This is a genomic window from Sinorhizobium sp. 8-89 (assembly GCF_030124325.1).
Classification (GTDB): Bacteria; Pseudomonadota; Alphaproteobacteria; order Rhizobiales; family Rhizobiaceae; genus Sinorhizobium.
In genome coordinates, this window is sequence record NZ_JASKLR010000013.1 from 100,863 (window position 1) to 121,045 (window position 20,183).

32 protein-coding genes are annotated in these 20,183 nt (G+C 60.8%); 7 read left to right on the forward strand and 25 right to left on the reverse strand.

Annotated elements, in window-relative coordinates; all coding sequences use genetic code 11:
* Nucleotides 1-20: 20 nt before the first annotated feature.
* From QN219_RS22285 to QN219_RS22310, 6 genes are all read right to left on the reverse strand, one after another.
* Nucleotides 21-485, reverse strand: a complete 465-nt coding sequence (locus QN219_RS22285; RefSeq protein ID WP_284002172.1) for an SRPBCC domain-containing protein — start codon at nt 483-485, stop codon at nt 21-23.
* On the reverse strand, nt 482-811 hold the full coding sequence (locus QN219_RS22290) for a metalloregulator ArsR/SmtB family transcription factor (RefSeq protein ID WP_284002174.1): 330 nt from the start codon (nt 809-811) through the stop codon (nt 482-484). The genes QN219_RS22285 and QN219_RS22290 overlap by 4 nt, the downstream gene beginning before the upstream one ends.
* 165 nt (nt 812-976) lie before the next feature.
* Nucleotides 977-1,171, reverse strand: coding sequence for a hypothetical protein (locus QN219_RS22295; RefSeq protein WP_173511648.1), 195 nt, complete (start codon nt 1,169-1,171; stop codon nt 977-979).
* A 272-nt stretch (nt 1,172-1,443) separates the two neighbouring features.
* Nucleotides 1,444-1,695, reverse strand: a complete 252-nt coding sequence (locus QN219_RS22300; protein ID WP_173511649.1) for a hypothetical protein — start codon at nt 1,693-1,695, stop codon at nt 1,444-1,446.
* Nucleotides 1,696-1,706: 11 nt separating this feature from the next.
* Nucleotides 1,707-1,949 carry a hypothetical protein gene (locus QN219_RS22305; protein WP_284002175.1) on the reverse strand — a complete coding sequence of 81 codons (243 nt, stop codon included), beginning with the start codon at nt 1,947-1,949 and terminating at the stop codon, nt 1,707-1,709.
* 86 nt (nt 1,950-2,035) lie between these two features.
* Nucleotides 2,036-2,167 (reverse strand): hypothetical protein, encoded by a 132-nt coding sequence (locus tag QN219_RS22310; protein ID WP_269286728.1) that lies wholly within the window; start codon nt 2,165-2,167, stop codon nt 2,036-2,038.
* A gap of 176 nt (nt 2,168-2,343) precedes the next feature.
* Here QN219_RS22310 and QN219_RS22315 point away from each other — a divergent pair, with 176 nt between their 5' ends.
* Entirely contained in the window at nt 2,344-3,201 is an 858-nt protein-coding gene (locus QN219_RS22315; protein WP_284002176.1) for an SDR family oxidoreductase, read from the forward strand.
* A gap of 146 nt (nt 3,202-3,347) precedes the next feature.
* Here the strand turns inward: QN219_RS22315 and QN219_RS22320 are convergent, their stop codons facing one another.
* The 5 genes from QN219_RS22320 to QN219_RS22340 all read right to left on the reverse strand — a co-directional run bounded on the left by QN219_RS22320 (nt 3,348) and on the right by QN219_RS22340 (nt 5,485).
* A complete protein-coding gene (locus tag QN219_RS22320) occupies nt 3,348-3,614 on the reverse strand; it encodes a DUF982 domain-containing protein (protein WP_284002179.1) in 267 nt (88 codons plus the stop codon).
* Complete coding sequence (locus QN219_RS22325) at nt 3,614-4,084, reverse strand: CBS domain-containing protein (RefSeq protein ID WP_269286723.1); 471 nt, start codon at nt 4,082-4,084, stop codon at nt 3,614-3,616. The genes QN219_RS22320 and QN219_RS22325 overlap by 1 nt, the downstream gene beginning before the upstream one ends.
* Nucleotides 4,085-4,381: 297 nt before the next feature.
* The gene (locus QN219_RS22330) at nt 4,382-4,657 is read right to left on the reverse strand and encodes a hypothetical protein (protein ID WP_284002182.1); all 276 of its coding nucleotides are present in this window, start codon (nt 4,655-4,657) and stop codon (nt 4,382-4,384) included.
* 50 nt (nt 4,658-4,707) lie between these two features.
* Complete coding sequence (locus QN219_RS22335; RefSeq protein WP_284002183.1) at nt 4,708-4,992, reverse strand: DUF1236 domain-containing protein; 285 nt, start codon at nt 4,990-4,992, stop codon at nt 4,708-4,710.
* Nucleotides 4,993-5,266: 274 nt separating this feature from the next.
* Nucleotides 5,267-5,485 (reverse strand): hypothetical protein, encoded by a 219-nt coding sequence (locus QN219_RS22340; RefSeq protein WP_284002185.1) that lies wholly within the window; start codon nt 5,483-5,485, stop codon nt 5,267-5,269.
* Nucleotides 5,486-5,900: 415 nt separating this feature from the next.
* On the opposite strand from QN219_RS22340, the gene QN219_RS22345 reads away from it, so the two are divergent.
* Entirely contained in the window at nt 5,901-6,422 is a 522-nt protein-coding gene (locus QN219_RS22345) for a sigma-70 family RNA polymerase sigma factor (RefSeq protein ID WP_284002186.1), read from the forward strand.
* 21 nt (nt 6,423-6,443) lie between these two features.
* Here the strand turns inward: QN219_RS22345 and QN219_RS22350 are convergent, their stop codons facing one another.
* From QN219_RS22350 to QN219_RS22370, 5 genes are all read right to left on the reverse strand, one after another.
* On the reverse strand, nt 6,444-6,602 hold the full coding sequence (locus QN219_RS22350) for a hypothetical protein (RefSeq protein WP_284002188.1): 159 nt from the start codon (nt 6,600-6,602) through the stop codon (nt 6,444-6,446).
* 266 nt (nt 6,603-6,868) lie between these two features.
* Complete coding sequence (locus tag QN219_RS22355; RefSeq protein ID WP_284002189.1) at nt 6,869-7,057, reverse strand: DUF3008 family protein; 189 nt, start codon at nt 7,055-7,057, stop codon at nt 6,869-6,871.
* A 274-nt stretch (nt 7,058-7,331) separates the two neighbouring features.
* Nucleotides 7,332-7,832 (reverse strand): hypothetical protein, encoded by a 501-nt coding sequence (locus QN219_RS22360; RefSeq protein ID WP_284002191.1) that lies wholly within the window; start codon nt 7,830-7,832, stop codon nt 7,332-7,334.
* A 120-nt stretch (nt 7,833-7,952) separates the two neighbouring features.
* Complete coding sequence (locus tag QN219_RS22365) at nt 7,953-8,393, reverse strand: CBS domain-containing protein (RefSeq protein ID WP_284002193.1); 441 nt, start codon at nt 8,391-8,393, stop codon at nt 7,953-7,955.
* 67 nt (nt 8,394-8,460) lie between these two features.
* A complete protein-coding gene (locus QN219_RS22370) occupies nt 8,461-8,712 on the reverse strand; it encodes a DUF2934 domain-containing protein (protein WP_284002194.1) in 252 nt (83 codons plus the stop codon).
* Nucleotides 8,713-9,241: 529 nt separating this feature from the next.
* On the opposite strand from QN219_RS22370, the gene QN219_RS22380 reads away from it, so the two are divergent.
* Complete coding sequence (locus QN219_RS22380) at nt 9,242-9,931, forward strand: BON domain-containing protein (protein ID WP_284002198.1); 690 nt, start codon at nt 9,242-9,244, stop codon at nt 9,929-9,931.
* A 23-nt stretch (nt 9,932-9,954) separates the two neighbouring features.
* Here the strand turns inward: QN219_RS22380 and QN219_RS22385 are convergent, their stop codons facing one another.
* Nucleotides 9,955-10,998 carry a DNA topoisomerase IB gene (locus QN219_RS22385; RefSeq protein WP_284002200.1) on the reverse strand — a complete coding sequence of 348 codons (1,044 nt, stop codon included), beginning with the start codon at nt 10,996-10,998 and terminating at the stop codon, nt 9,955-9,957.
* Nucleotides 10,991-13,096 carry a glycogen debranching protein GlgX gene (glgX, locus tag QN219_RS22390; protein WP_284002202.1) on the reverse strand — a complete coding sequence of 702 codons (2,106 nt, stop codon included), beginning with the start codon at nt 13,094-13,096 and terminating at the stop codon, nt 10,991-10,993. The genes QN219_RS22385 and glgX overlap by 8 nt, the downstream gene beginning before the upstream one ends.
* A gap of 157 nt (nt 13,097-13,253) precedes the next feature.
* On the opposite strand from glgX, the gene treZ reads away from it, so the two are divergent.
* Nucleotides 13,254-15,056, forward strand: coding sequence for a malto-oligosyltrehalose trehalohydrolase (gene treZ / locus QN219_RS22395; protein WP_284002204.1), 1,803 nt, complete (start codon nt 13,254-13,256; stop codon nt 15,054-15,056).
* Between the two features lie 61 nt (nt 15,057-15,117).
* A complete protein-coding gene (locus tag QN219_RS22400; protein ID WP_289624226.1) occupies nt 15,118-15,819 on the forward strand; it encodes a UdgX family uracil-DNA binding protein in 702 nt (233 codons plus the stop codon).
* Here QN219_RS22400 and QN219_RS22405 read toward each other — a convergent pair.
* Nucleotides 15,814-16,548 (reverse strand): glutathione S-transferase, encoded by a 735-nt coding sequence (locus QN219_RS22405; protein ID WP_284002207.1) that lies wholly within the window; start codon nt 16,546-16,548, stop codon nt 15,814-15,816. The genes QN219_RS22400 and QN219_RS22405 overlap by 6 nt on opposite strands.
* Before the next feature lie 12 nt (nt 16,549-16,560).
* The gene (locus QN219_RS22410; RefSeq protein WP_284002209.1) at nt 16,561-16,854 is read right to left on the reverse strand and encodes a DUF3175 domain-containing protein; all 294 of its coding nucleotides are present in this window, start codon (nt 16,852-16,854) and stop codon (nt 16,561-16,563) included.
* A gap of 169 nt (nt 16,855-17,023) precedes the next feature.
* Between QN219_RS22410 and QN219_RS22415 the strand changes: the two genes are divergently transcribed.
* On the forward strand, nt 17,024-17,530 hold the full coding sequence (locus tag QN219_RS22415; RefSeq protein ID WP_284002211.1) for a cupin domain-containing protein: 507 nt from the start codon (nt 17,024-17,026) through the stop codon (nt 17,528-17,530).
* Nucleotides 17,531-17,537: 7 nt separating this feature from the next.
* On the opposite strand, the gene QN219_RS22420 is transcribed toward QN219_RS22415, so the two are convergent.
* Nucleotides 17,538-17,975 (reverse strand): DNA-binding protein, encoded by a 438-nt coding sequence (locus tag QN219_RS22420; protein ID WP_284002213.1) that lies wholly within the window; start codon nt 17,973-17,975, stop codon nt 17,538-17,540.
* 67 nt (nt 17,976-18,042) lie between these two features.
* Complete coding sequence (locus QN219_RS22425; RefSeq protein ID WP_284002214.1) at nt 18,043-18,258, reverse strand: hypothetical protein; 216 nt, start codon at nt 18,256-18,258, stop codon at nt 18,043-18,045.
* 141 nt (nt 18,259-18,399) lie between these two features.
* Between QN219_RS22425 and QN219_RS22430 the strand changes: the two genes are divergently transcribed.
* Nucleotides 18,400-18,732 (forward strand): hypothetical protein, encoded by a 333-nt coding sequence (locus tag QN219_RS22430; RefSeq protein WP_284002216.1) that lies wholly within the window; start codon nt 18,400-18,402, stop codon nt 18,730-18,732.
* Nucleotides 18,733-18,866: 134 nt separating this feature from the next.
* Here QN219_RS22430 and QN219_RS22435 read toward each other — a convergent pair whose 3' ends face one another.
* The 3 genes from QN219_RS22435 to QN219_RS22445 form a co-directional block, all read right to left on the reverse strand.
* The gene (locus QN219_RS22435) at nt 18,867-19,043 is read right to left on the reverse strand and encodes a hypothetical protein (RefSeq protein ID WP_284002217.1); all 177 of its coding nucleotides are present in this window, start codon (nt 19,041-19,043) and stop codon (nt 18,867-18,869) included.
* A gap of 108 nt (nt 19,044-19,151) precedes the next feature.
* Nucleotides 19,152-19,415, reverse strand: coding sequence for a hypothetical protein (locus QN219_RS22440; RefSeq protein WP_284002218.1), 264 nt, complete (start codon nt 19,413-19,415; stop codon nt 19,152-19,154).
* 120 nt (nt 19,416-19,535) lie between these two features.
* A complete protein-coding gene (locus tag QN219_RS22445; RefSeq protein ID WP_284002219.1) occupies nt 19,536-19,997 on the reverse strand; it encodes a YbhB/YbcL family Raf kinase inhibitor-like protein in 462 nt (153 codons plus the stop codon).
* Nucleotides 19,998-20,183 lie beyond the last annotated feature (186 nt).

Genomic DNA, 20,183 nt, shown 5'->3' on the forward strand with positions numbered 1-20,183 from the left:
CCACGGCGATTTCCGTCGCGTCAGTCCTTCCCGCCGGCGATAGCGCCAATGTTCTGGACTACCTTCTTCCAGCCTTCGCCCATCTTCCTGAACGCGGTGTCGTTCTTCGGCAGGACGAAGCCGGAATGGACGAGGCGGAGGCGCGTGCCGTTTTCGCCCTTGGAAAGGATGAACGTGACCACGGTGTCGAGCGGTGAGCCGTATCCGACGTTTCCCTCATCCCCGCCTCTCCAGGCATAGGCCAAACGTTCGTTCGGCTTCACCTCCAGCACCTGGCAGTGAATGGTGCCGTCCCACGCGCCGGCGGGCGTGGTCTGATAGGTGAAGCGCTTGCCTTCCACGGGCTCGAAGCCGGCCGGCATCATCAGCCATCGGCCCATCAAATTGGCCGTGGTCAGCGTCTTCCAGATCGTCTCCGGCGCATGCGGGAAAACCTCGTCGACCACTATGTCTTGCACGTCGAGTTTCAATACGGCGTCGTTCATGGATCAATTTCCTTCAGCAATGTTCTGAGATCTGCAAAACGTTCGCGCCAGAAGACGCCGTAATGGCTCATCCAGTCGACCAGCGGCGCGAGGCCGTCCGGCTGGGCGCGGTAATAGACTTTTCGGCCTTCGGGGCGCTCGGCGACCAGGCCGGCCTGCTTCAGGGCTTTGAGGTGTTGAGAAACAGCCCCCTGCGTCACGCCGCTCCCTCGCGTCAGGTCCACGACGGTGATCTCGCCGGAGTTGACGACCTGCTCAAACACGGCCCGCCGGGTGGGATCGGCAAGGGCGCGCATGACGGCGTTGATGGGAGTGGCTTCGGTCATGGGGAAAGCAATAGCGTACGCTAATTGATTAGTCAATACTAATTGCTTGGTATAATGACGTGGTGTTTTCACGCCGCTGAGCGAGCAAAGGAATGAGGCCACTAGCGCGTGGCACGCTGCCGTGCTCGACGCGAGATATCCGCCAATGCTTTTCCTGAAACTGCTCTAATCGCCCTTGGTCTTGCCGGCGTCCGACAGCTTGCCGCGATGAGGATCCTTCAGGTTTTCCCCGACCGCATCCCTGTCCCGCTCGGGATTATCCTTGGCGGGAAGATAGCCCCTCGGCTTCGTCTCCTTCGGCCCTTCCCAGCGCGGCGATTGTTCCGTTGTGCCGGGCGCACCCGGTTTCGGCGTTTTCATCATTGCTCTCCACGTTTATGTTCGGTGACGAAACCACAGCGGCTGCAAATCGTTCCCGGTTTTCAACATCATCGCTCCCGCGTTGCCCGCAGTAGCTTGTCCAAGAAAAAGGGCCCCATCGAATCGATGGAGCCCGATCTGCACTGTCGTTTGGGATCGCGCGGATCCGTAGGGGCTTGCGGAGAGGGGACTTTTTCCACGCGGTCCGACAAATAAACCGGAAGCGCGGCAATTTGTTCCCGGTCGGTCAACAAAAGCTTGGGGAGCCTATATCACCACGACCAGAACCGCTGGCTTCGCGCAGGAGCGGCAGACGTACCGCCCATGACAAAGCCCGCGACAAATGCAAGGGTCGCGACCACGAGCAAGGTGCTGCTGAGCGCCGCCGGGTGCTCGCGCGCGGTCCCGGCAACGACCGCCGCTTCGTCGCGGACGTAGCGCGCGGCATCCTGAGCCCTCGTTTTCAGATCGGGTTCCGCCGGCCTGCCGGTGAAGCCGGCTTTCAGCGATTTCGGCGCTGCCATCGTTCTACTCCTTATTCCTGGTCTTTCATGCCCGGGGTCGGATAGCGTTGGTCCGCTTCCTCGAGATCGGACTCCACGAGATAATCGTCTCTCTTCAAGCGCGCGGCTTCCCGCATGGCGCGATGGTTTGCGAGATCGTCCGGCTCGACGGGCTGCTTCTTCGCGCGCGGATGCAAATCACTGTCCTTCTCGATGGGTCTCTGTCCGGCGGTATCGCCGGCGACGCTCTTGCTCCGCTTTTCGGTGTCTTTCATCATTTCCTCCTGAGCGTTCCTGATGGGTCAACGCCAGGCCCGACGGGAAGTTCCCCGACCGAAACCTCTCGGCGATCCTCAAGCGATCAATCGGTCGTGGCGGGAAGGCGCGTGCCGTCTTGCTCGGCAGGGTTGCGATCGGCGGCATCATAGATCAGCAAAGCGAGAGCCGCTGCCGTCAGAAAGACAATCCCTGTGAGAATCGTGCGCGGTTTCATTGCCAATCGTCCCGAGAGTGAGGAAACGCCTCCGGCTGTAATCGGTTCCGACGATACACGGGACACCCGCGAGCGGAATACGTCCGGAACAAAAGCGTCCGGCCCTCGGTTAGACGCCCACACAACACGCAGGCGGAACTGCGAATGCCCCCTTATTCAATACGGAGTCTTCGGAAATGGACACCTTTCCTCACCCTCCCTTTGCGCGGCAACCTCAGGCCATGCCCGGAACGACGGATCGAATGGAGCCATTGCCTGATCATGGGGAGAATTCCTACAAGGGTTCCGGCCGGCTGAAGGGAAAAAAGGCGATCATAACTGGCGGCGATAGCGGCATCGGCAGGGCCGTGGCGATCGCCTATGCGAGAGAGGGCGCGGACGTTCTGATCTCCTATCTGAGCGAGCATGAGGACGCGCAAGCGACGAAGGCGCTTGTCGAAGAAGCCGGGCGCAAGGCCGTGCTGGTAGCGGGCGACATCCAGTCCTCCGATCACTGCCGGCGCATCGTCGATACGGCAGTCGAGCAGCTCGGCGGTATAGATATTCTCGTCAACAACGCTGCTCACCAGGCGGCATTCAAGGCGATCGAGGACATAACCGACGAGGAATGGGAACTGACCTTCAAGGTCAACATCCATGCGATTTTCTACCTGACCAAGGCGGCGGTACCGCATATGCGTGAAGGCAGTGCGATCATAAATACTGCCTCAATCAATGCCGACAGCCCCAATCCGACCCTGCTTGCCTATGCCACCACCAAGGGTGCGCTCCACAACTTCACGGCCGGGCTTGCACAGCTGCTGGCAGAGCGGGGCATACGCGCGAATGTCGTGGCTCCGGGGCCAATCTGGACGCCGCTGATCCCTTCCACCCTTCCGGAGGATTCGGTCGTGAATTTCGGCAAGCAGGTACCGATGAAGCGCCCCGGCCAGCCGGTGGAACTGGCATCGACCTTCGTGATGCTGGCGGATCCGATGTCGAGCTACGTATCCGGCGCGACGATCGCGGTGACCGGAGGCAAGCCATTCCTCTGATAACGGCGTAGGGAAACGTTCGAAACAGTTGCGCGCATTCGAAATCGCCACACTTCCGAATGCGGGTCGCATGATTCTGGATCGACCCAACGCGATCCGGTCGCATATGCTAATTTGCCGGCACTGCGCCGGCACAAGCCAAAATATCAGGAACCGCTCCAGCTATTGACGCGGAATTGTGCTTCCTCAGCCGCCTTGATGAATGCGGCCCGCGCCGCATCGGGTTCGTCAGCTCCCTCGATCACGCGGTCGCATACAGCCAATGCCTCGCTTTTTGCCTCACCCTCCGCGAGCGGCCAGTGGTTCTTGAGGCATAGGAAGGCGTCGCGCGTGCTTTGCACCCGCAGGACGCGGCTCGGCGCCTCCAGGATGACTGCTTCGCGCCACAGGCGATCCTGCGTCAGAGTTGGCATTAGGAAACTCCTTCAAGCGGAGGGGATTGGGATGCCTGGCGGCTTATTCCACCCAGTACGAGGCCGCCGAGTTCCGGGCTCGCCCGCGTGATATCTGCCAGCGAAACGATGCCGGCTGCGCGCTTTTTTTCATCAACGACGACAAGGCGACGTATTTTGTAATCATGCATCTTTTGCGCGGCCAGCAGGATGCTGTCATCCTCCTCGCAGGATTCGGCCGAAACCGTCATGAACTCGAACACGGCCGTCGATGTCGACAGTCCCTGGGCAACGACCGAGGTAAGGATGTCTCGGTCCGTCACGATCCCCAGGATCGTTCCGACGCCTGGGGCCTCGACTGGCAGGGCACCAACGCCTGCCTCTTCCATCAACCGCGCAACCGACTGCGCCGTGTCGCTCGGTGAAACTGTGAAGACCAGTCTGGACATCACGTCCCGCACGCGTATCGCTTTGTCCTCATGGGCGGCCATTGATGAGACTCCTGCCATTGATGGATGCGGGCACCCTGACTTCCTCATCTGCCGACTTCTTGAGTGTGAGATCTACGCGATAGGGAACGATGACCTGAGGTTGCCACGTATTTCTTCGCGTCTTCTTCGGGTTCGGGTTCTCAGGCGGCCGCTGGAATCTCTGACGCTTCTTCTTCGATCGTTGCCGCACGATGCTCTCCTTCTGCTGGTATGGAACGCGCGCGGGCTAAGCCGCGTTGCATCCTTAACGCACCACGAAGAGAGCGGTTCCCGCGCGTGGCAGGCTATTTCGTCTTCTCAACGATCGTTTTTTGGCACGGCGGCGGCAGGCTCCGCCGCCGCGCGTGCGCTGGCGTCCTGGAGAATGGATGAAATTTCTGCCGTCACCGCGTTCTGTCGCGCAAAGGCTTCGGACGGCACAATTCCCGGATCTTCCTCATGATCCTGCACGATCAGTTCTTCTTCCAGGATGCGATTGATCACCAGCCAGGCATCGTCATTTTTCGCCAATGCCGAAAGGACAGCCACCAGGATTTCGCGGTAGGCGGCCAGCCGAAACTCGATGTTTTCCATGCTCCGCTTTCCGATCTTTCGCGCTGGCGGCCGCCCGTTCGGCGATCCCGTTATTCAAGAACCTGCACGACGGTCTTCGTCTTCGGGTTCACAATGACCCGCTTTTCGTTGACGACTGCGTAGCCGTAATCAGGCTGGTCAGGAATCGGGTATACCTCCACCACTTCGGGCACCGGCTGTCCAACGACGATCTCGCCCTCATATTGAATAGACGGCGTATTCTGTTCCATCACATAGGTCCTGACCTCGCCGGGCAACACGACCGTTGTCTGGGCAATCGCCGACGAACCGACCGAGAGCAGGAGAGCCGTAATCATCATGGCAAATTTATTCATGATATACTCCTTCCGTAAGGACCTCCCAAACCAGCGGCAACGCAAATGGTTCCCGGTCCGATCGTGCTCGGTCCAGGTCGTGACCTCTCCGGTTGTGTCTTGCTTCGCGGCGCGCGGCCGCCGAGACAGCCCTGCGCCTGTGCAAAGCCAGAGCGTCTCTGGAGCCGGTTGTAAACGATACCTCGTCACCCCGCGTTCGATCGACGAACGGCGCAAAAAGAGGTCCATCGACGAGAAGGACCTCTTTAGACCCCCTTAGGGCAGTCACATCAGGTTAGAACTGGCTGTCCTCAACCTCCCCCGCTGCCCGATGTGCCGCCGCTGTCGTCCCCTCCAACTCCACTGCCAGTATCCTCTGGGCCACCACCGCCGCCCGTACCGTCCTCAGGGCCGCCGCCGCCTCCACCGGTACTGTCCTCACGACCACTGCCGTCGTTGCTGCTGTCTCGCGTTCCTCCCGGTATGAGAATGACGCCGTTGTCAGCGTAGGCATTGCTTGAATCGCTATCCACACTCGCCGAGATGAGCGGCGAGACAGTCGCGGATGCGAGCCCAAGCAGCGACGCGGCGATGACTCTTGGAAGCTTGTCCATTGCGTATCCTCCTTTGGCGGGCACACGCCCGCCTGGGGCCAACCTTCACGAAGGAAAGCAGGCATCTGCCCCAGCCAGTCGAAGGATCGCACCAAACAGAGGCATTTTAGAGATCTGCAATACCACTGCCGGATCTGCGGCGGCACGAGAGCCACGGAGAGACGGCCGGCTGTACTTTTAAGAATCACGCAGCCCGGCAACGGGGCGTCCAAACCGGCCCCTAAATATCATCCACGGCGCGAGGGAACCAAAAGGCCAGCCAGGCATTGTTCGACGTTACCTATGTTCTGTTCGTGCAAAAGGGCGGTATTCGATATGCCTGCCACCGGCATTCATGTGCTTCACCAATCGCATCACGTAGAGGAGCAGGTCGTCGATCTGATTCCTGCTCTGCGGGCGTTCGCCCGGACGTTCACATCGGTACCCTTCGAGGCGGATGATCTCATCCAGGAAACCCTGTTTCGGGCACTGAGAAGTATCGACCAATTTGAACCGGGCACCAGCCTGAAGTCCTGGCTGTTCACGATCATGCGCAACGCTTTCCGGACGCAGTACAAGATCCGAACGCGCGAGAGCCCTGGGAACACCAATTGCGCGGAGTTGCCGATCCCGATGGCGCCGCCGCAGGAATGGTCGGTCCTGAATGGCGAGCTCCGCAACGCTTTGGCGTCCCTGACCCCCGAGCACCGCGAGGTCCTTGTCCTCGTCGCCGGTTTCGGCATGAGCTACAAGGAAGCGGCCGACATATGTGATTGCGCGATCGGCACCATCAAAAGCAGGCTCAGCCGCGCCCGCGAAGAATTGATGGTTCAAATGCATGGAAATCCGTTGAACTAACCGCAGCTGGAATGAACCCGCTCAGCGCATGCGCGCATTCAACGCTTCCTGCAGTTGGCGAGCAAGCTCCAGCAGCCGCTCCGGCACAGCCTCCTTCTGTATCTTCGCCATGAGCGACGCGATCCGCTCGTCAATGGCCTTGTCTACGTCCGCACCCTCAGGTGCTCTGGTTTCGCTCATCCGCCTGTCCTTCGTCGTGGCGAGGATAACGTATTGTGCCCGGTTCGCCATGTAAACCGCCAGAGCCGGATGGGAAAGTTTGATGCGGTTTTTGTCCGCAGACGCCGTAACCCATTAGAATCGATCACCGTTTGGCGCAAATATATACCCCTCGAGGCGCATTCCCTTGGGGGGCCTCGGTGCAGTGGAGTTTGGCGGATCGCCAAAGCGCTCAACGCGTCAGTGCTGCAACTCTCGGCTCGCGCCGACCGGTATCCTGTCGCATCTCAAGACTTCGAAACGTGTTCCTTCTTGCCCTTTCGCTTGGTCGATGCCATTTCCTCGAGTTCCTTCTCGGTCATGGATTTTTCCATGCTCTTCGAAGCCTCCTTGAGCTCGCTCTTCTTCTTTTCGCCCCGCTTGGCGGCAAGCGCGGCACCTGCAGCCATTTGCTGTGCTTTTGATTTTGCAGGCATCTTTCTTCTCCTTCGGGCGGCCTTACAGCGCCGCACGGATTTCAACACCCCCGGAACCGGCAAGCGTCAATTATGTTCCGTTCGATGAGAACGAGTGGCACGAGGCGTCATTGGAGATGTGCCGGCTCCTACTTCCTGGTTGCCATATAGAAGCCGCCACGGCCTTGGCACCGGCTGTGTTGACGTGGTCTCCGCACTTCATCCGTTTCGAGGGGTGAACACTGAAGCATGCCGAACCCGAACCGGGTCGGCTTGAGAAATCCTGGGGTGCCGATCAAGCGGCGAAGAGCCAGAACAGGGACGCGAATATCAGGATAAAGAGCGCAATCGCTCCGAGAAAGCGGATCATGCCGGCATTGGTGTTGCCGCCAAGAGCGCGGTTCCACGCTTCTCCGCCGGTGCCATCGTCATCCTGTTGCGCATCACTCTCGGCCGTCACGTGGCCGCCGCGAGGTTGGTGTCCCGGCACGTATCTCACCGCCGTGCGTATGGTTTCGCCATAGTCGCGCGGTCGCGGCTGCGGCGGATCTGCCCGGGCGGCCTCCTGATCAGACGTGCTTGGCGTCCAGCCAACGGCGTCGCCGGCATCGGCGACGTGTCCGCTGGGCGGGGCTTGGTCTTCCGCCTCAGGCAGACCAAGTTCCGCCGCCTTCCAGGCCTCTTCCTTCCGGGACTCTTTGGGCTTTCCTGTTCTCGGCGATCTGCCCGCATGCGAGCCTGGTTGCGCTCGACGCGGGTCTGCGCCGTCGCCGTTGCTGTAGTGCTTCGCTGGCATCTCCGGACTCCTTCGTTGCAAGAAAGCGCAAGGCATGCCTTTTGTTCCGCCTTGCGCTTTGACTGCGGCCGAAGCGGACTGATCCTACCGAAGGATGGGCCGGACGCGATCGCGTGTGTTTTAGCCGCTTGGTTCGGACTGGTTGTGAGCGCCGCCGGGAACCGTCACGCCTTTAAGGCCGGTGCCGGCAACCGCGGGCTGCTCGCGGGCAGCATCGGCGAGCGATACAACGCCGACCAATCGCTTGTCGCGGTTGACTACAGGCAGACGTCGAACCTGGACATCGCCCATGTTGCGCGCAACGTCGTCCACTTCCTCATCTTCGAAGCAGTATTTGACATCGGTGGTCATGATGTCTCCTATTTTCGACTGGAGATCGAGGCCGTCTGCGACGCCCCTAACAACGATGTCCCTGTCCGTTATCATGCCGACCAGGCGATCGTGGTCGCCCACGGGCAGAAAGCCGATATCGTTCTCGGCCATTTGCCTTGCGACCTCGGCGATGGTCTCGTTCGGGCTGACAAGATGAACGTCTCTGGTCATGATTTCCGATACGTGCATGGTCTTGCTCCTTGTGAATTCTTAATTGCTACCGACCAGGCGTTCCGCCCGCGGTTTTCGTGCGCGGCTATTGCCCCGTCGATTCGGCTTTTCGGGTCTTGCCCTCGGATGGGGGCGACGCCGGCGTTGAGGTCGCGTGCGTTGTTCCCTCCGTTTCGAGATCCTGCTTTTCGCCGGTACTCGACCGGTTTTCATCGCGCTGCATCTCCCGCGACGCCTGTTCCCAGTGCCTCTGATCCTGACCCTCGGGGCGACCTTCCTTTTCCCAGATCGCATAGGCTCTCCGCCGGATAAGTTCTTCCCTATCGTTGTTGTCCATGTCCCTTCTTCCTCGCCGCTGAACTCTGTCGATGGCAGAACTCAAACGGTGCGACCGCTCAATTGTTCCACCCGTTTCCGCGCGCTTGGAAATGTTTGGGAGGCTCCGGATTTTCGTCCGGATTGGGGATCGGCACTTCGTCGGGAAGGCGCTCGGGATCCGGTTCCTCGATCGGCGGTTCGGGGTTCCAGGGCGGTGGTGGCTGCGGTGACGGTGGTTTTGGGTCCGGTTGGCGCGGATTCGGCATTTTTTCGCTCCATTCCTGAATGCGGGCCCCTTCCTGAATGAGGTCTGAGCCCCGGCCTCGGGTTCGATGAAAAATCCCGGTCGACCGTGAATGTTCCACACGTCATCCGCACCGCCGGGCCGCAGCGCGTCTCCCTCGCCTGCCGATCGCGGTCCAAGGCCTGGATGAGGTCGGGCCTCTTGAGAACGACTGCGGATCGACCCACCGTGGAAACCTGGAACCGATCCGCCCCTCAGCCGTTGGGATCGCATTGGCACGAGGAACGAGCGCAAGGAGGAACCGATGGCGAGAAAGAAGGACTTTGGCCGGTCCCACGAAAGGGAGCGGGATCGGTATGGCGCACCCGACGATTATGAGCGCGAGCGGCGACGCGCGCGCGAGCGCTTCGGCGAAGCTCCACGCGGAGCGGAGTACGAAAACTCCATGTATTTTCCGGATCCCGAACCCCGCCGCTCGGAGCGTTATCGCGGCATGGACGAGGGCTATGACCGGTGGAACCGCGAAGGGGCGTTTAGCGACTATTATGGCTCCGGCTACGGGTATAGCGGGCAACGCCCTTACCGCGACCACGGAGCGCCTTCGCAAGAGAGGCGGCAACGCGGGTTCGTTGATCGAGCGAGAGACGAAGTCGCCTCCTGGTTCGGCGACGAGGAGGCCGAGTGGCGCCGCGAGATGGATCAGTATCGCGGCAAAGGGCCCAAGGGTTACACCCGTTCCGACAATCGTATCCAAGAAGACGTGAGCGACCGGCTCAGCGACGACGGCGCGCTCGACGCCTCCAACATCGAGGTCTCCGTGTTGAATGGCGAGGTGCAACTCAGCGGTTTCGTCGATTCCAAGTGGGCCAAGCGCCGGGCCGAAGATTGTGCCGACGACGTTTCAGGCGTTACGCATGTGCAGAACAATATTCGGGTCCAGCCCCCGACAGGCGCGGCACCTCGGCCAATCGGCGACACCGATCGCGATCTCTGACTGCGAAGATCGACTGAGGTCGTTCAGTTCGGTTTCCGGCGCTTCGATCGCCCGGCGCGGGTCAGAAAATTCAACATGCGCGCCTCTTCGGCGCGCAATTCTTTGTTCGCGCGGCCGCGCGCGTCGAGGTTTCTGGCTGAAACGGAACGGTCACCGGCAAGCGCAATAATTTCCGGATGGATGTAGCTCGCGCGCGCGATGGCCGGCGTGTTGTGCAGGACCGACGCGGCTGCCTCGCTCATCTGCTTGACGGTTGGCCGTTCCCCCCTTTCCACAGCGGCACGCGCGACGGTAAATGCCGCGACGCTTCCCGCCCAGGTCCGGAATGTTTTCGCGGAAATCTCCGCTCCCGATATCTCGGCGAGATAACGATTGAGGCGCCCTGAGTCGATCGGCCGCAACGTGTCGGTCTCATCCTTCCATACAAAAAGCTGCCGGCCGGGCAAGTCCGAAATCTCTTCGAGCAGCCGCTGCAATCTCGGATGGCGCAGCCTGCGCCTCACCCGCTTACCGCCTTTGCTGGCGAAGCTCAATTGGACGCAGCCGTCGGAAAGCTTGAGGTGGCGCTTGAGCAAGGTCGTCGCGCCATAGGTTGCATTCGCCTGCACGTATGCCGGACTGCCGACACGCAGATGAGCTTCGTCGAGTAGGGCCACCAGCGCCGCCAGAACGGTGCGGACGTCGTCGGGCGCGCCCTGCATATGGCGCCGGATCGTGCGGCGAATCCTCGGCAGCACCTTTCCGAACGTCAGAAGCTGTCCGAACTTGTCGCCACTTCGCAGCGCCTGCCATTCCTTGTGGTAGCGATATTGCTTTCGGCCGCGCGCGTCATAGCCGGTCGCCTGAAGGTGGCCGCTCTCATCCAGGCAGATCCAGACGTTCTCGTAAGCCGGCGGCAGGCCCAGAGACGATATGCGCGCTTTCACCGCGGGGTCGGAAAGCACCGAACCGTCCGGCAGACGATAGACGAAGCCCCTGCCTTTACGTTGGCGCCTGATGCCCGGCTCGGTGTCGCTGACATAAACGAGCCCGTTTTCCTCCAGCGCGGGCCTGCCGTTTCTAGCCATGGTCCGCCGGAATGAACGCCGCGACGCTTTGTGCAGTGACCAGCGCCCGATCCTGCGCCGCGCGAACAAGTGCCGCCTCATCACTGGCCGCATCGAGGCTGGCCGTATCAAGCACGCGCTGCCATTGCTCCGTTCCATTCACGCGGGGAAGTGAGATCTCGTAATCGGCACCGGCATTGAAAACCAGAAAGAGACCGTTCGCCGGTGTCGTCTCCGCGATGCCATTGCGGCTGATATAGACCCCGACGATACGCAGTTCCCCATCATGCCATGCTTCCTCGTCCATCGGGTGGCCGTCACTCCTGTACCAGGCGATTTCGACGTGACCGTCGTCACCTGGTTCGCCGCGCAGAAACCGCTCCTGGCACAAGGCCGGATTGTCCTTGCGGAACGCCACCACCTTTCGGCAGAAGGCTAGGAAGGTCTCATCCTCGGACGCCCAGTCGAGCCAGCCGATTTCGTTGTCCTGGCAATAGGCGTTGTTGTTGCCGCCCTGGCTATTTCCGAGCTCATCGCCGCCAAGGACCATCGGCACGCCCTGGCTGAGCATCATGGTGGCAAACATGGCGCGGCGCCGGCGTGCGCGTGCGTCCCTGATCCCGTCGTCGTCGGTAGGACCTTCGACGCCTATATTGTCCGAATGGTTATCGGAATGCCCGTCGCGGTTCTCCTCGCCGTTCGCCTCATTGTGCCTGTCGTTGTAGGAAACCGTGTCCATCAGCGTGAAGCCGTCATGCGCGCTGACTAGGTTGATCGACGCGGTCGCACCGCGATCGGAATGATTGAACTGCACCGGCGAGCCCGCGATACGCTCGGCAAGCGTCGGCACCACGCCGCCATCCCCCTTCCAGAACCGCCGGACATCGTCGCGGAAGCGGTCGTTCCATTCGCGGAACGGATGCGGGAAGCCGCCGAGCTGGTACCCGCCCGCGCCAATATCCCAAGGCTCCGCAATGAGCTTCACTCCGGCGAGGATCGGATCCTGCCTGATTGCGTCAAAGAAGCCGCCTTCCCGGTCGAACTCGATGTCCTCACGACCGAGCGCGCTTGCGAGATCGAACCGGAAGCCGTCGATGTGCATGACCTGCACCCAGTAGCGCAGGCTGTCGAGCACCATGCGCAGTACCATCGGATGCGCGACGTTGAGCGTATTGCCGGTGCCGGTCATGTCGAAGGTATGACGCGGCTTTTCCGGCGATTGCCGGTAATAGCTGAAGTTGTCGAGACCGCGGAAACTCAAGGTGGGGCCGTGCTCGGAGCCCTCGGCCGTATGGTTGTAGACGACATCCATCAGGACTTCGATGCCGGCGGCATGAAACCGCTTCACCATTGTCTTGAATTCGGTGATCCGATTGCTCTTCATGTAACGCGTCTGCGGAGCGAAGAAACCGAGCGTCTGATACCCCCAATAATTCCTGAGACCGCGCTCGATCAAATACCTGTCGTCGAGGAAATACTGCACCGGCAAGAGTTCAATAGCCGAGACGCCGAGTTTCGTCAGATGGTCGATGATCGGGTCGCTCGCCATGCCCAGGAACGTGCCGCGCAAGTCCTCCGGCACGGCCGGATGGGTCATGGTCATGCCGCGAACATGGGTTTCATAGATGATCGTGTCCGTCCACGGGCGGCGGATCGCTTCTTCGCCGGCCCAGTCGAAAGCGGGGTCCTGGATGACGCCCTTGACCATGAAAGGCGCGCTGTCGCGCTCGTCGAAGGAGAGGTCGTTTCCCGTGCCGTCGATCGTGTAACCGAACAGCGCATCGTCCCAGACGAAGGTCCCGGCAACCTGCTTGGCATAGGGGTCGAGCAGCAGCTTGTTCGGATTGAACCGATGGCCGTTGTGCGGGTCATAGGGACCATGGGCGCGATAGCCGTAGAGCGTGCCCGGACCGATGCCTTCGATATAGCCCGACCAGACATCGCCCTCGCGCTTGGGCAGCGGCAAACGTGCCGTTTCCCCGCTACCATCCTCGGAGAACAGGCAGAGTTCGATCTTCTCCGCATGGGCCGAAAAGACCGCGAAGTGTGTGCCCTCGCCGGTGTACTCGGCACCGAGTTCGGGTTTCAGAAAATTGAGTTCGGAGAAAGATGCGTTCATTGCCGTTATCATCCCTCCCGCGCCCGCTCGAAAGCGATGGTGCAACGCGGAAGAAGAGAAATTGTTCCTACCGGCGCTTTTGGCCGGTGAGAGAGAGAAGGTGGAACTTTCGCCGGAGCCGACCAGTTTCCCTGCACTCAACAGGGGACCAGAGCCGATGCAGCGAGAGGAATCGTCCGGACTTTTTAGAAAAACCTGGGGCGCCAGTTTCACTTCGGCCGATGCCGCGCAATTTCGATTGTGGGCACCCGATGAACGGGCCGTGAGCCTCGTTCTCAACGGGGCTGCCCATGACATGCAGGCGCTCGATGGCGGATGGTTCGAGCTTTCGGTGAAAGCGCAAGCCGGGGACCGATACTGTTTTCAGCTGTCGGACGGGTCGCTGATCGCCGACCCGGCATCGTCAGCCCAGCAGAGCGGACCTTCCGGTCCTTCCATCCTCGTCGATCACTGCGCATATCGTTGGGAGACCACCTCCTGGCGCGGCCGGCCGTGGGGAGAAGCGATCATCTGCGAGCTGCACACCGGCACCTTCACGCCGGAGGGCACGTTCCGCGCGGCAAGCGAACGCCTCGCCCATCTTGCCGATGCCGGGATTACCGCGATCGAGATCATGCCCGTCGCCCAATATCCAGGCATGCGCGGTTGGGGTTATGACGGCGTGCTGCATTATGCGCCCCACCATGCCTATGGGACACCGGACGACCTGAAGGCCCTCGTCGATGCGGCGCATTCGCTCGGCATCATGGTTCTGCTCGATGTCGTCTACAACCACTTCGGCCCGGAAGAAAATGCCTTGCCGCGCTACGCCGCGGGCTTCTTCAACACCGATCGGGCGACGCCGTGGGGAGCCTCGATTGCCTTCGAACAGGATGCCGTCCGGCGCTATTTCATCGAGAATGCGCTCTATTGGCTCGGCGATTTCCGCTTCGATGGGCTGCGCCTCGATGCGACGGAGCAGATCAGGGACAGCCGGGAGCCCCATATCCTGGTCGAAATGGCGCGCGAGATACGCGACACATTTCCCGAGCGCCACGTCCATCTCGTCGTCGAAGATGCACACCGCCGCAGAAGCCTTGTCGGGCGAAAATCGAGAGGGATTCCCGAACTCTTCACAGCCGCGTGGAACGATGATCTTCACAACGCGCTGCATGTCGCGGCGACGGGAGAAACCAAGGGCCACTACCAATCCTTCGCCGTGGACACGTGGCGGAAAATTCGCGAGGCCATGGCCGAAGGTTTCGCGTCACCCGCCCAGGGAAAGGAGATTTCGTCGCCCTGGACGGGTGACCGGGTGCCGCCGCAGGCACGCGTCAATTTCCTGCAGAACCATGACCAGGTCGGAAACCGCGCCTTCGGCGAGCGGCTCGCGTCGCTTGTCGGAGAGGATCTGATGCGGGTTCTGACCGCGACGCTGATGCTCGTTCCGCAAGTTCCGCTCCTCTTCATGGGCGAGGAATACGGTGAGACCCAAGCGTTTTGCTTCTTCGCGGACTATCAGGGCCAGATCGCCGAGGCCATTCGCTCCGGACGCCAGGGGGAGGCTGATAATTTCGGTGGCATGCCGCATGGCGCGACCATGGCGGATTTGCCCGATCCGCTCGACCCGCGGACATTCGCCGCATCGAAATTGCAATGGGACCGGGCGGAAAGCCCGGCGGGCAAACGACACATCGCCTTCATCCGCGAGCTTGCCGGCATCCGCCAACGGCATATCGCCCCTTTGCTGAAGAAACCCGGCCTGCCCGACCACCGCATACGTCCGACCGACGACGGGCTGGTCGCCGTCGACTGGCAGTTCGGGAGTTCTGTTCTGCAGCTGCGGATCAATCTCACCGACGAAGCAGGAGCAATCCCCCCTATCATCGGTCAGCCGATTTTTACCACGTCCGGTGAGCGCGCAGCGTCAGCGGGCGAACTGCCTGGGCCGGGCATCGTTGCCGCCGTCGCACGAGTGTAAGCCCGACGGAACATGATTTCGATCTTCGGGTTAGAACTTCGACGTCGCTACCGGGGCGTCGATGGGAGCGAGGAACAATCCTCGACAGCAGATGCCGCGAGAAACAGCAAGCACCGGTCCGGCCCTCTCCGGCGAACACGCCGAAGCCCGCTCGATAGCGGCCTTGCGCAGGCAAGCGGAAGGTTGCGAACGCTGTGATCTCTACAAAAACGCAACACAGCTCGTCTTCGGCGAAGGCCCTACCGATGCCCGCGTCGTTCTCGTCGGCGAACAGCCGGGCGACCGAGAGGACCTGGCGGGGCATCCCTTCGTCGGTCCGGCCGGCCGCGTCCTCGACGAATGTCTGCACGAGGCCGGCGTCGACCGATCGAGCTGTTATCTCACCAACGCGGTCAAGCACTTCAAATTCGAGCAACGCGGCAAGCGGCGGTTGCATTCGCGGCCCAACGCAGGCGAGATCCAGCGTTGCGCCTGGTGGTTGGGCGCGGAACTGGAACAGCTTCGACCGGACCTCGTCGTTGCACTCGGCGCCACGGCGGTGATGACGCTGCTTGGCCGGAGCGTCGCTGTCACGAAAAACCGCGGCGACCTGATCGACACCCCCGCCGGCTATCCCGTCCTTGTAACGATCCATCCGTCCTATCTTCTCAGGATCCGGGACGGATCGGATGCGGCGGCGCAGCGTGCGCGCTTCGTCGAGGATCTGACCAAGGTCGCCGCCTTTGAAGCTGAACACGAAGGACGGAGGCACGGCCGTCTATGACTGCCGGTCGAGCTCCGGATAGTGGCGGAAAATACCGGCCTCGTTGAAGGGGAGCCGTCGATCGGAGGCGAGATAGCTGCGGATGTTCGGACGTTTGGCGACCTTGTCGCGCAGGGCGATCAAGCCCGGGATATTCGCTTCGTAGTCCCGCATTGCCTTCGGAAAGGCGTAGCGAAGTCCCTCGACAACTTGGAAGAGCGAAAGGTCGACATAGCTCAGGCGGTCGCCGACTATATGTGTCTCAGCCCTCGGATTCTGGCGCAGGATCCGCTCGAAATAGCCGAGGAACTTCGGCAGGCGCTCCGACAGGAAGTCGGACGATCGCCGCAAGGCTTCCGGCTTCTGGTCTTCATAATAGAGCGATACACCGATCGGGTGGTGCGTGTCGTGGATCTCGGCGACGAAATCGGTGATCGTCAGTTGCAGCCCGTTGGCAACGAAGCGGAGACCTTCGTCCTGGGGTGCCAGGCCGAGCTTCGGGCCGAGATAGAACAGGATATTGGCGACATGCGATATCAGCAGGTCGCCGTCTTTCAAAAACGGGGGCGCAAAGGGGATCGTCTCGCCGTCGCCGTCCCGCAGCAACTTCAGCATCGCCCTTGTTCCCTGCTCCTGTCCGTCGGGCTCGCGGGCGACGTCCACATAATCCGCTCCGGCTTCCTCGAGCGCGAGGCGAACGAATTCGCCGCGTCCGGGAATGCCGTCCCAGTAATAGAGCTTGTAAGGCATTGAAAGATCCCCTTACTTGGGCTCGCGCCCGAAATCTTTTCGCAGTTCGGCCTTCACCTTTTCGAGGACGTGTCTCTGGCGGCGGCTCAGACCCGCGCCGGCTCTGTTTATATAGAACGTCAGCATCGACATGGCAGAGCGGAAAGGAGTAGATTTCCGCCGGTCGCTCGCCTCGGCCGACCGCTTCAGCGAATGCGCGATCTTCGCCGGATCGTCGGACTTGAAGACACCTTCCTCAAGGTCAAGCGCATCGCTCTTTTCCGTCACTTCCTGCGACCATTTCTTCTTCTTGCTTTCCTTGCTCATGACGGTTTCTCCCTTGGTGACCTGCTGCAGGTTTCCTTAAATCGGAGCCGATTCGAGGGTAAAAACATGCAGCAATTCAAATTGTCACAGCGACCCTTGTGCCTCTGAAGAGACGCAGGACGCCACATGTCCAACGGAAGCGGACGAAAATCGTTCCGGGAGAGAGCCGATGCACATCGATGAACTGATGTTTGCCGAAAGCGGGGGCGTTCCAAATAACCCGCACCTGCCTGCCCTCGTCTACCTCGGCGCACTCGACGCCGGGGAGAACAATGCAGCACGCATCGAGGACAGGTTTCATGCCAACGGCTGGAGAGGCATGTGGCGCGACGGTGTTTTCGACTTTCAGCACTATCATACGCGTGCACACGAAGTTCTGGCCATTGCCAGAGGCAAGGCACGCCTGCTGATCGGCGGGCCGGCAGGCAAGGAACTGGAGGTAGCGGCGGGAGATGTCATCGTGCTGCCTGCCGGCACCGGTCATCGCCGGATCGCCGCAAGCGCCGATTTCCTGGTGGTAGGCGGCTATCCTCCCGGGCAGCACGCAGACATTCAGCGCGGGCCGGCGACCGACGCAGATCGTGAAGCGATCGCTTCGGTGCCGCTGCCCCAACTCGACCCTGTCTTCGGCACCGAAGGTCCGGTAGTGACACGCTGGCAACGCGCGGCGCCTTGAACAGGATTCAGACGTCTATCAGGGCAATTCCAAGGTCGGGATGGTGCTTGCGCCGAAGATGCGCAGGCGTCTCCGACAATGTCACTTCGAGAGTCGGCCTGACGGTCCCTTCGAGGAAATGGCCGCCGCGCGTTGTCCCATCGCTGAGCCCCAGCACGACATGGGCGTGCAGACTGCGTTTCCCGTCCTCTCCGAGCGCAATGTCGCCGATCAGGCTCAACACTTCGCATTGCTCGTCGATAACGATCCGGCAGTAGTCTCGCTTTTCCAGGTCATACCAGCCTACGACGGCTTTCTCGAACGCGCCGATCGCGATCAGTGAGGCCGCGGAGATCTTCTGGGTTGCGGCGAACTCGGAAATGGCGGCGAAAGCTTCCTCCCCGGGGTCCAGCACAAGGATGAATATCTCCTCTGATGCCTCTTTTGAAAGAAGTCTCCACCTCATGATCCAACCCTTTGAGATTACGCGTTTCCGAACGTAAAGACCGTTGCACGCCTTCGCTGGAATTGTTTCAGCGCAACCAGACTGGCAGATCCGAGGCCTGGGTGAATTCGCGGGTTCGATGTTTCAGGCCGAGCGTTTCCCATGCGAATTTCTGCGCGGCCAGTCGGGCCATTTCCTTGCTAGGATAGCTGTCCGGCAGCACGTAGTCCCGGTCGCCGCACGAAAGCAGCGCCCGGTGGCTCAGGAGATCGAAATGAAGCTCAAGGTTTTCCTCCGAGCGCATAGAACCCTCCTGATTCAGCTTCAGCAAGAACGGCCGTTGTGGGTAGAAGTTCCAGCGGGTTGGCGAAAAGTCTGCGGCCACGGGAATCCTGCGGAACAACCGCCGCGATCAGGAGTTTGGAGCCCTACGGGAGATCAGCCAATGACTAAACGCGGAAAACCAGGATCGAGCTCGATCCACGCCCGTCCGCTCGACCCTCCCGGCGTCGACGAACCGATCGATGCCTGGGGTGCGGGCTCTCGCAACAATCCCGACCGAAGCGTCCGGAGCCAGCTCGATGAGCTGCGCAACCGCATTGCCGAACTCGAGACCGAAATCGACGCGATCGCGACGGAGGCCCATACGGCGGTCGGAACTGTACCGGGTGGCGACAGGCTGGAGACGGCGAAGGACGTGGTCGCAGAGAAACGGGACGAAATCCAGCGCCTGAAATCGCGCTTGCACGAGATCGAGCAGTTGCTGGCTGTAGAATAATAGGGCAGCGATTGATGCGTCCTCGGTGCACGGATCACCGCCCACGATCCGGTCGCATTCTTTGTGCGCTTTCCCAGCTCATCGAAACGACCAATTCCGCACGGGGAACCGTTACACAGATTTTTAGCATTGCGCTAGAACACGGTCATCCAGATGCCGCGCCAAAGAAGCGACTCCCGGCCTCGCAGGTCTTCCTCGTCTCTGCTCATGCCAAGCTTGCGTATTTCGGGCTTGACCTTTCGGTCGGCGGCCGGTTTTTGACCTCGCTCGCTCTTCAACTTGTCGACATCCGTCGCCTTGCTGATCGGCATCGGCAATTCCTTCCCTGCGATTAAGGAGAAACTGTCTCGCAACGCAACGGTTCCATGGCGCGCCTCCGTAGACCAGAAGCCGGGCGGAGACCGGTTGAAGCTACGGCTTCAATGGCGATGGATGAACTTGCAGAAGCGGCTGGTCTGGCCTTCCTCGGTCAGGTCCTGGTGGAGAAAGGCCAGGTTGTTCTTTTCGAAGATCTCGAAGAACTCATCCCACGAGATTTTCTCCAGCTCTTCCTCCGGTGTGCCGAAGTCGATGCGCAAAAGACCGCCGTCGGTTGCGCCTTTGACGCGTGCCGGATGGCCGTTGCGGGCCTCGGCCCAGTTGCGGATGGTGTCGTGATCGATCGTGGTGCTCGAAGCGCTCATTGGAAGCTCTCCCTCGCGCTGTGACTTGCTTGCACGTCTAATCGACCGCGATCACGATTGTTCCGAACGGCCGCATTTGCCACGCTGGCGCGCAGACCGGTCTGCCGTCTTGCTGCCGCCCTATTGCTCGAATGTCCCGACGATCGCGGCTTCTTCGATCAGGTGCTTGCGCACCCTCTTCCAGGCTTCCTCTGCCCCGACTTCTTCCGGAATCGAAAGATTGACGGCATCAAGCGCCGCGAGCCTGAACCAATAGTGGTGAAGGCCGGTCCCGGCCGGCGGCTGCGGCCCGTCATAGCGGGCATTGCCGAAGTCGTTTTTGATGAATTTGATGCTGTGGTCCGGCGCGGTATCCACGGCTTGCGGCAGCTCCGTCCAATTGCCCGGGATGCTGATGATCACGCAGTGCCGAAACAATCCCCGCGGCGCATCCGGATCCTCGACGATCAGAGCAAAGCTCTGCGTTCCCTCCGGCGTGCCCGTCCACTTCAGCGGTGGAAAGAGGTTCTCGCCTAGTCGGGTATATTTCTGGGGGATGGGTTGCCCATCGGCGAATACGGGACTGATCAAGCTGAAGGTCATCCAAGTGTTCCTTCCTTGCTTTGCACCGAGAGGGCTGACACGATCGAAAAATGAGCCTCGTCGAGACGAGGCTCACAAGACGAACCAGCATAGGAGAGACCGCCAGGGAGCCTCCAGAGTTTGGGTCAGAGAACGCGCTCCGTGCGATCCACTCATCAAACCTTATTCCCCCGAGAATGTTCCACC

What these genes read in the sequence shown, in the direction of transcription:
- QN219_RS22285 (WP_284002172.1), bottom strand. Translation starts at nt 485, where the DNA reads ATGAACGACGCCGTATTGAAACTCGACGTGCAAGACATAGTGGTCGAC.
- QN219_RS22290 (WP_284002174.1), bottom strand. Translation starts at nt 811, where the DNA reads ATGACCGAAGCCACTCCCATCAACGCCGTCATGCGCGCCCTTGCCGAT.
- QN219_RS22295 (WP_173511648.1), bottom strand. Translation starts at nt 1,171, where the DNA reads ATGAAAACGCCGAAACCGGGTGCGCCCGGCACAACGGAACAATCGCCG.
- QN219_RS22300 (WP_173511649.1), bottom strand. Translation starts at nt 1,695, where the DNA reads ATGGCAGCGCCGAAATCGCTGAAAGCCGGCTTCACCGGCAGGCCGGCG.
- QN219_RS22305 (WP_284002175.1), bottom strand. Translation starts at nt 1,949, where the DNA reads ATGAAAGACACCGAAAAGCGGAGCAAGAGCGTCGCCGGCGATACCGCC.
- QN219_RS22310 (WP_269286728.1), bottom strand. Translation starts at nt 2,167, where the DNA reads ATGAAACCGCGCACGATTCTCACAGGGATTGTCTTTCTGACGGCAGCG.
- QN219_RS22315 (WP_284002176.1), top strand. Translation starts at nt 2,344, where the DNA reads ATGGACACCTTTCCTCACCCTCCCTTTGCGCGGCAACCTCAGGCCATG.
- QN219_RS22320 (WP_284002179.1), bottom strand. Translation starts at nt 3,614, where the DNA reads ATGCCAACTCTGACGCAGGATCGCCTGTGGCGCGAAGCAGTCATCCTG.
- QN219_RS22325 (WP_269286723.1), bottom strand. Translation starts at nt 4,084, where the DNA reads ATGGCCGCCCATGAGGACAAAGCGATACGCGTGCGGGACGTGATGTCC.
- QN219_RS22330 (WP_284002182.1), bottom strand. Translation starts at nt 4,657, where the DNA reads ATGGAAAACATCGAGTTTCGGCTGGCCGCCTACCGCGAAATCCTGGTG.
- QN219_RS22335 (WP_284002183.1), bottom strand. Translation starts at nt 4,992, where the DNA reads ATGAATAAATTTGCCATGATGATTACGGCTCTCCTGCTCTCGGTCGGT.
- QN219_RS22340 (WP_284002185.1), bottom strand. Translation starts at nt 5,485, where the DNA reads ATGCCTACGCTGACAACGGCGTCATTCTCATACCGGGAGGAACGCGAG.
- QN219_RS22345 (WP_284002186.1), top strand. Translation starts at nt 5,901, where the DNA reads ATGCCTGCCACCGGCATTCATGTGCTTCACCAATCGCATCACGTAGAG.
- QN219_RS22350 (WP_284002188.1), bottom strand. Translation starts at nt 6,602, where the DNA reads ATGAGCGAAACCAGAGCACCTGAGGGTGCGGACGTAGACAAGGCCATT.
- QN219_RS22355 (WP_284002189.1), bottom strand. Translation starts at nt 7,057, where the DNA reads ATGCCTGCAAAATCAAAAGCACAGCAAATGGCTGCAGGTGCCGCGCTT.
- QN219_RS22360 (WP_284002191.1), bottom strand. Translation starts at nt 7,832, where the DNA reads ATGCCAGCGAAGCACTACAGCAACGGCGACGGCGCAGACCCGCGTCGA.
- QN219_RS22365 (WP_284002193.1), bottom strand. Translation starts at nt 8,393, where the DNA reads ATGCACGTATCGGAAATCATGACCAGAGACGTTCATCTTGTCAGCCCG.
- QN219_RS22370 (WP_284002194.1), bottom strand. Translation starts at nt 8,712, where the DNA reads ATGGACAACAACGATAGGGAAGAACTTATCCGGCGGAGAGCCTATGCG.
- QN219_RS22380 (WP_284002198.1), top strand. Translation starts at nt 9,242, where the DNA reads ATGGCGAGAAAGAAGGACTTTGGCCGGTCCCACGAAAGGGAGCGGGAT.
- QN219_RS22385 (WP_284002200.1), bottom strand. Translation starts at nt 10,998, where the DNA reads ATGGCTAGAAACGGCAGGCCCGCGCTGGAGGAAAACGGGCTCGTTTAT.
- glgX (WP_284002202.1), bottom strand. Translation starts at nt 13,096, where the DNA reads ATGAACGCATCTTTCTCCGAACTCAATTTTCTGAAACCCGAACTCGGT.
- treZ (WP_284002204.1), top strand. Translation starts at nt 13,254, where the DNA reads ATGCAGCGAGAGGAATCGTCCGGACTTTTTAGAAAAACCTGGGGCGCC.
- QN219_RS22400 (WP_289624226.1), top strand. Translation starts at nt 15,118, where the DNA reads ATGGGAGCGAGGAACAATCCTCGACAGCAGATGCCGCGAGAAACAGCA.
- QN219_RS22405 (WP_284002207.1), bottom strand. Translation starts at nt 16,548, where the DNA reads ATGCCTTACAAGCTCTATTACTGGGACGGCATTCCCGGACGCGGCGAA.
- QN219_RS22410 (WP_284002209.1), bottom strand. Translation starts at nt 16,854, where the DNA reads ATGAGCAAGGAAAGCAAGAAGAAGAAATGGTCGCAGGAAGTGACGGAA.
- QN219_RS22415 (WP_284002211.1), top strand. Translation starts at nt 17,024, where the DNA reads ATGCACATCGATGAACTGATGTTTGCCGAAAGCGGGGGCGTTCCAAAT.
- QN219_RS22420 (WP_284002213.1), bottom strand. Translation starts at nt 17,975, where the DNA reads ATGAGGTGGAGACTTCTTTCAAAAGAGGCATCAGAGGAGATATTCATC.
- QN219_RS22425 (WP_284002214.1), bottom strand. Translation starts at nt 18,258, where the DNA reads ATGCGCTCGGAGGAAAACCTTGAGCTTCATTTCGATCTCCTGAGCCAC.
- QN219_RS22430 (WP_284002216.1), top strand. Translation starts at nt 18,400, where the DNA reads ATGACTAAACGCGGAAAACCAGGATCGAGCTCGATCCACGCCCGTCCG.
- QN219_RS22435 (WP_284002217.1), bottom strand. Translation starts at nt 19,043, where the DNA reads ATGCCGATCAGCAAGGCGACGGATGTCGACAAGTTGAAGAGCGAGCGA.
- QN219_RS22440 (WP_284002218.1), bottom strand. Translation starts at nt 19,415, where the DNA reads ATGAGCGCTTCGAGCACCACGATCGATCACGACACCATCCGCAACTGG.
- QN219_RS22445 (WP_284002219.1), bottom strand. Translation starts at nt 19,997, where the DNA reads ATGACCTTCAGCTTGATCAGTCCCGTATTCGCCGATGGGCAACCCATC.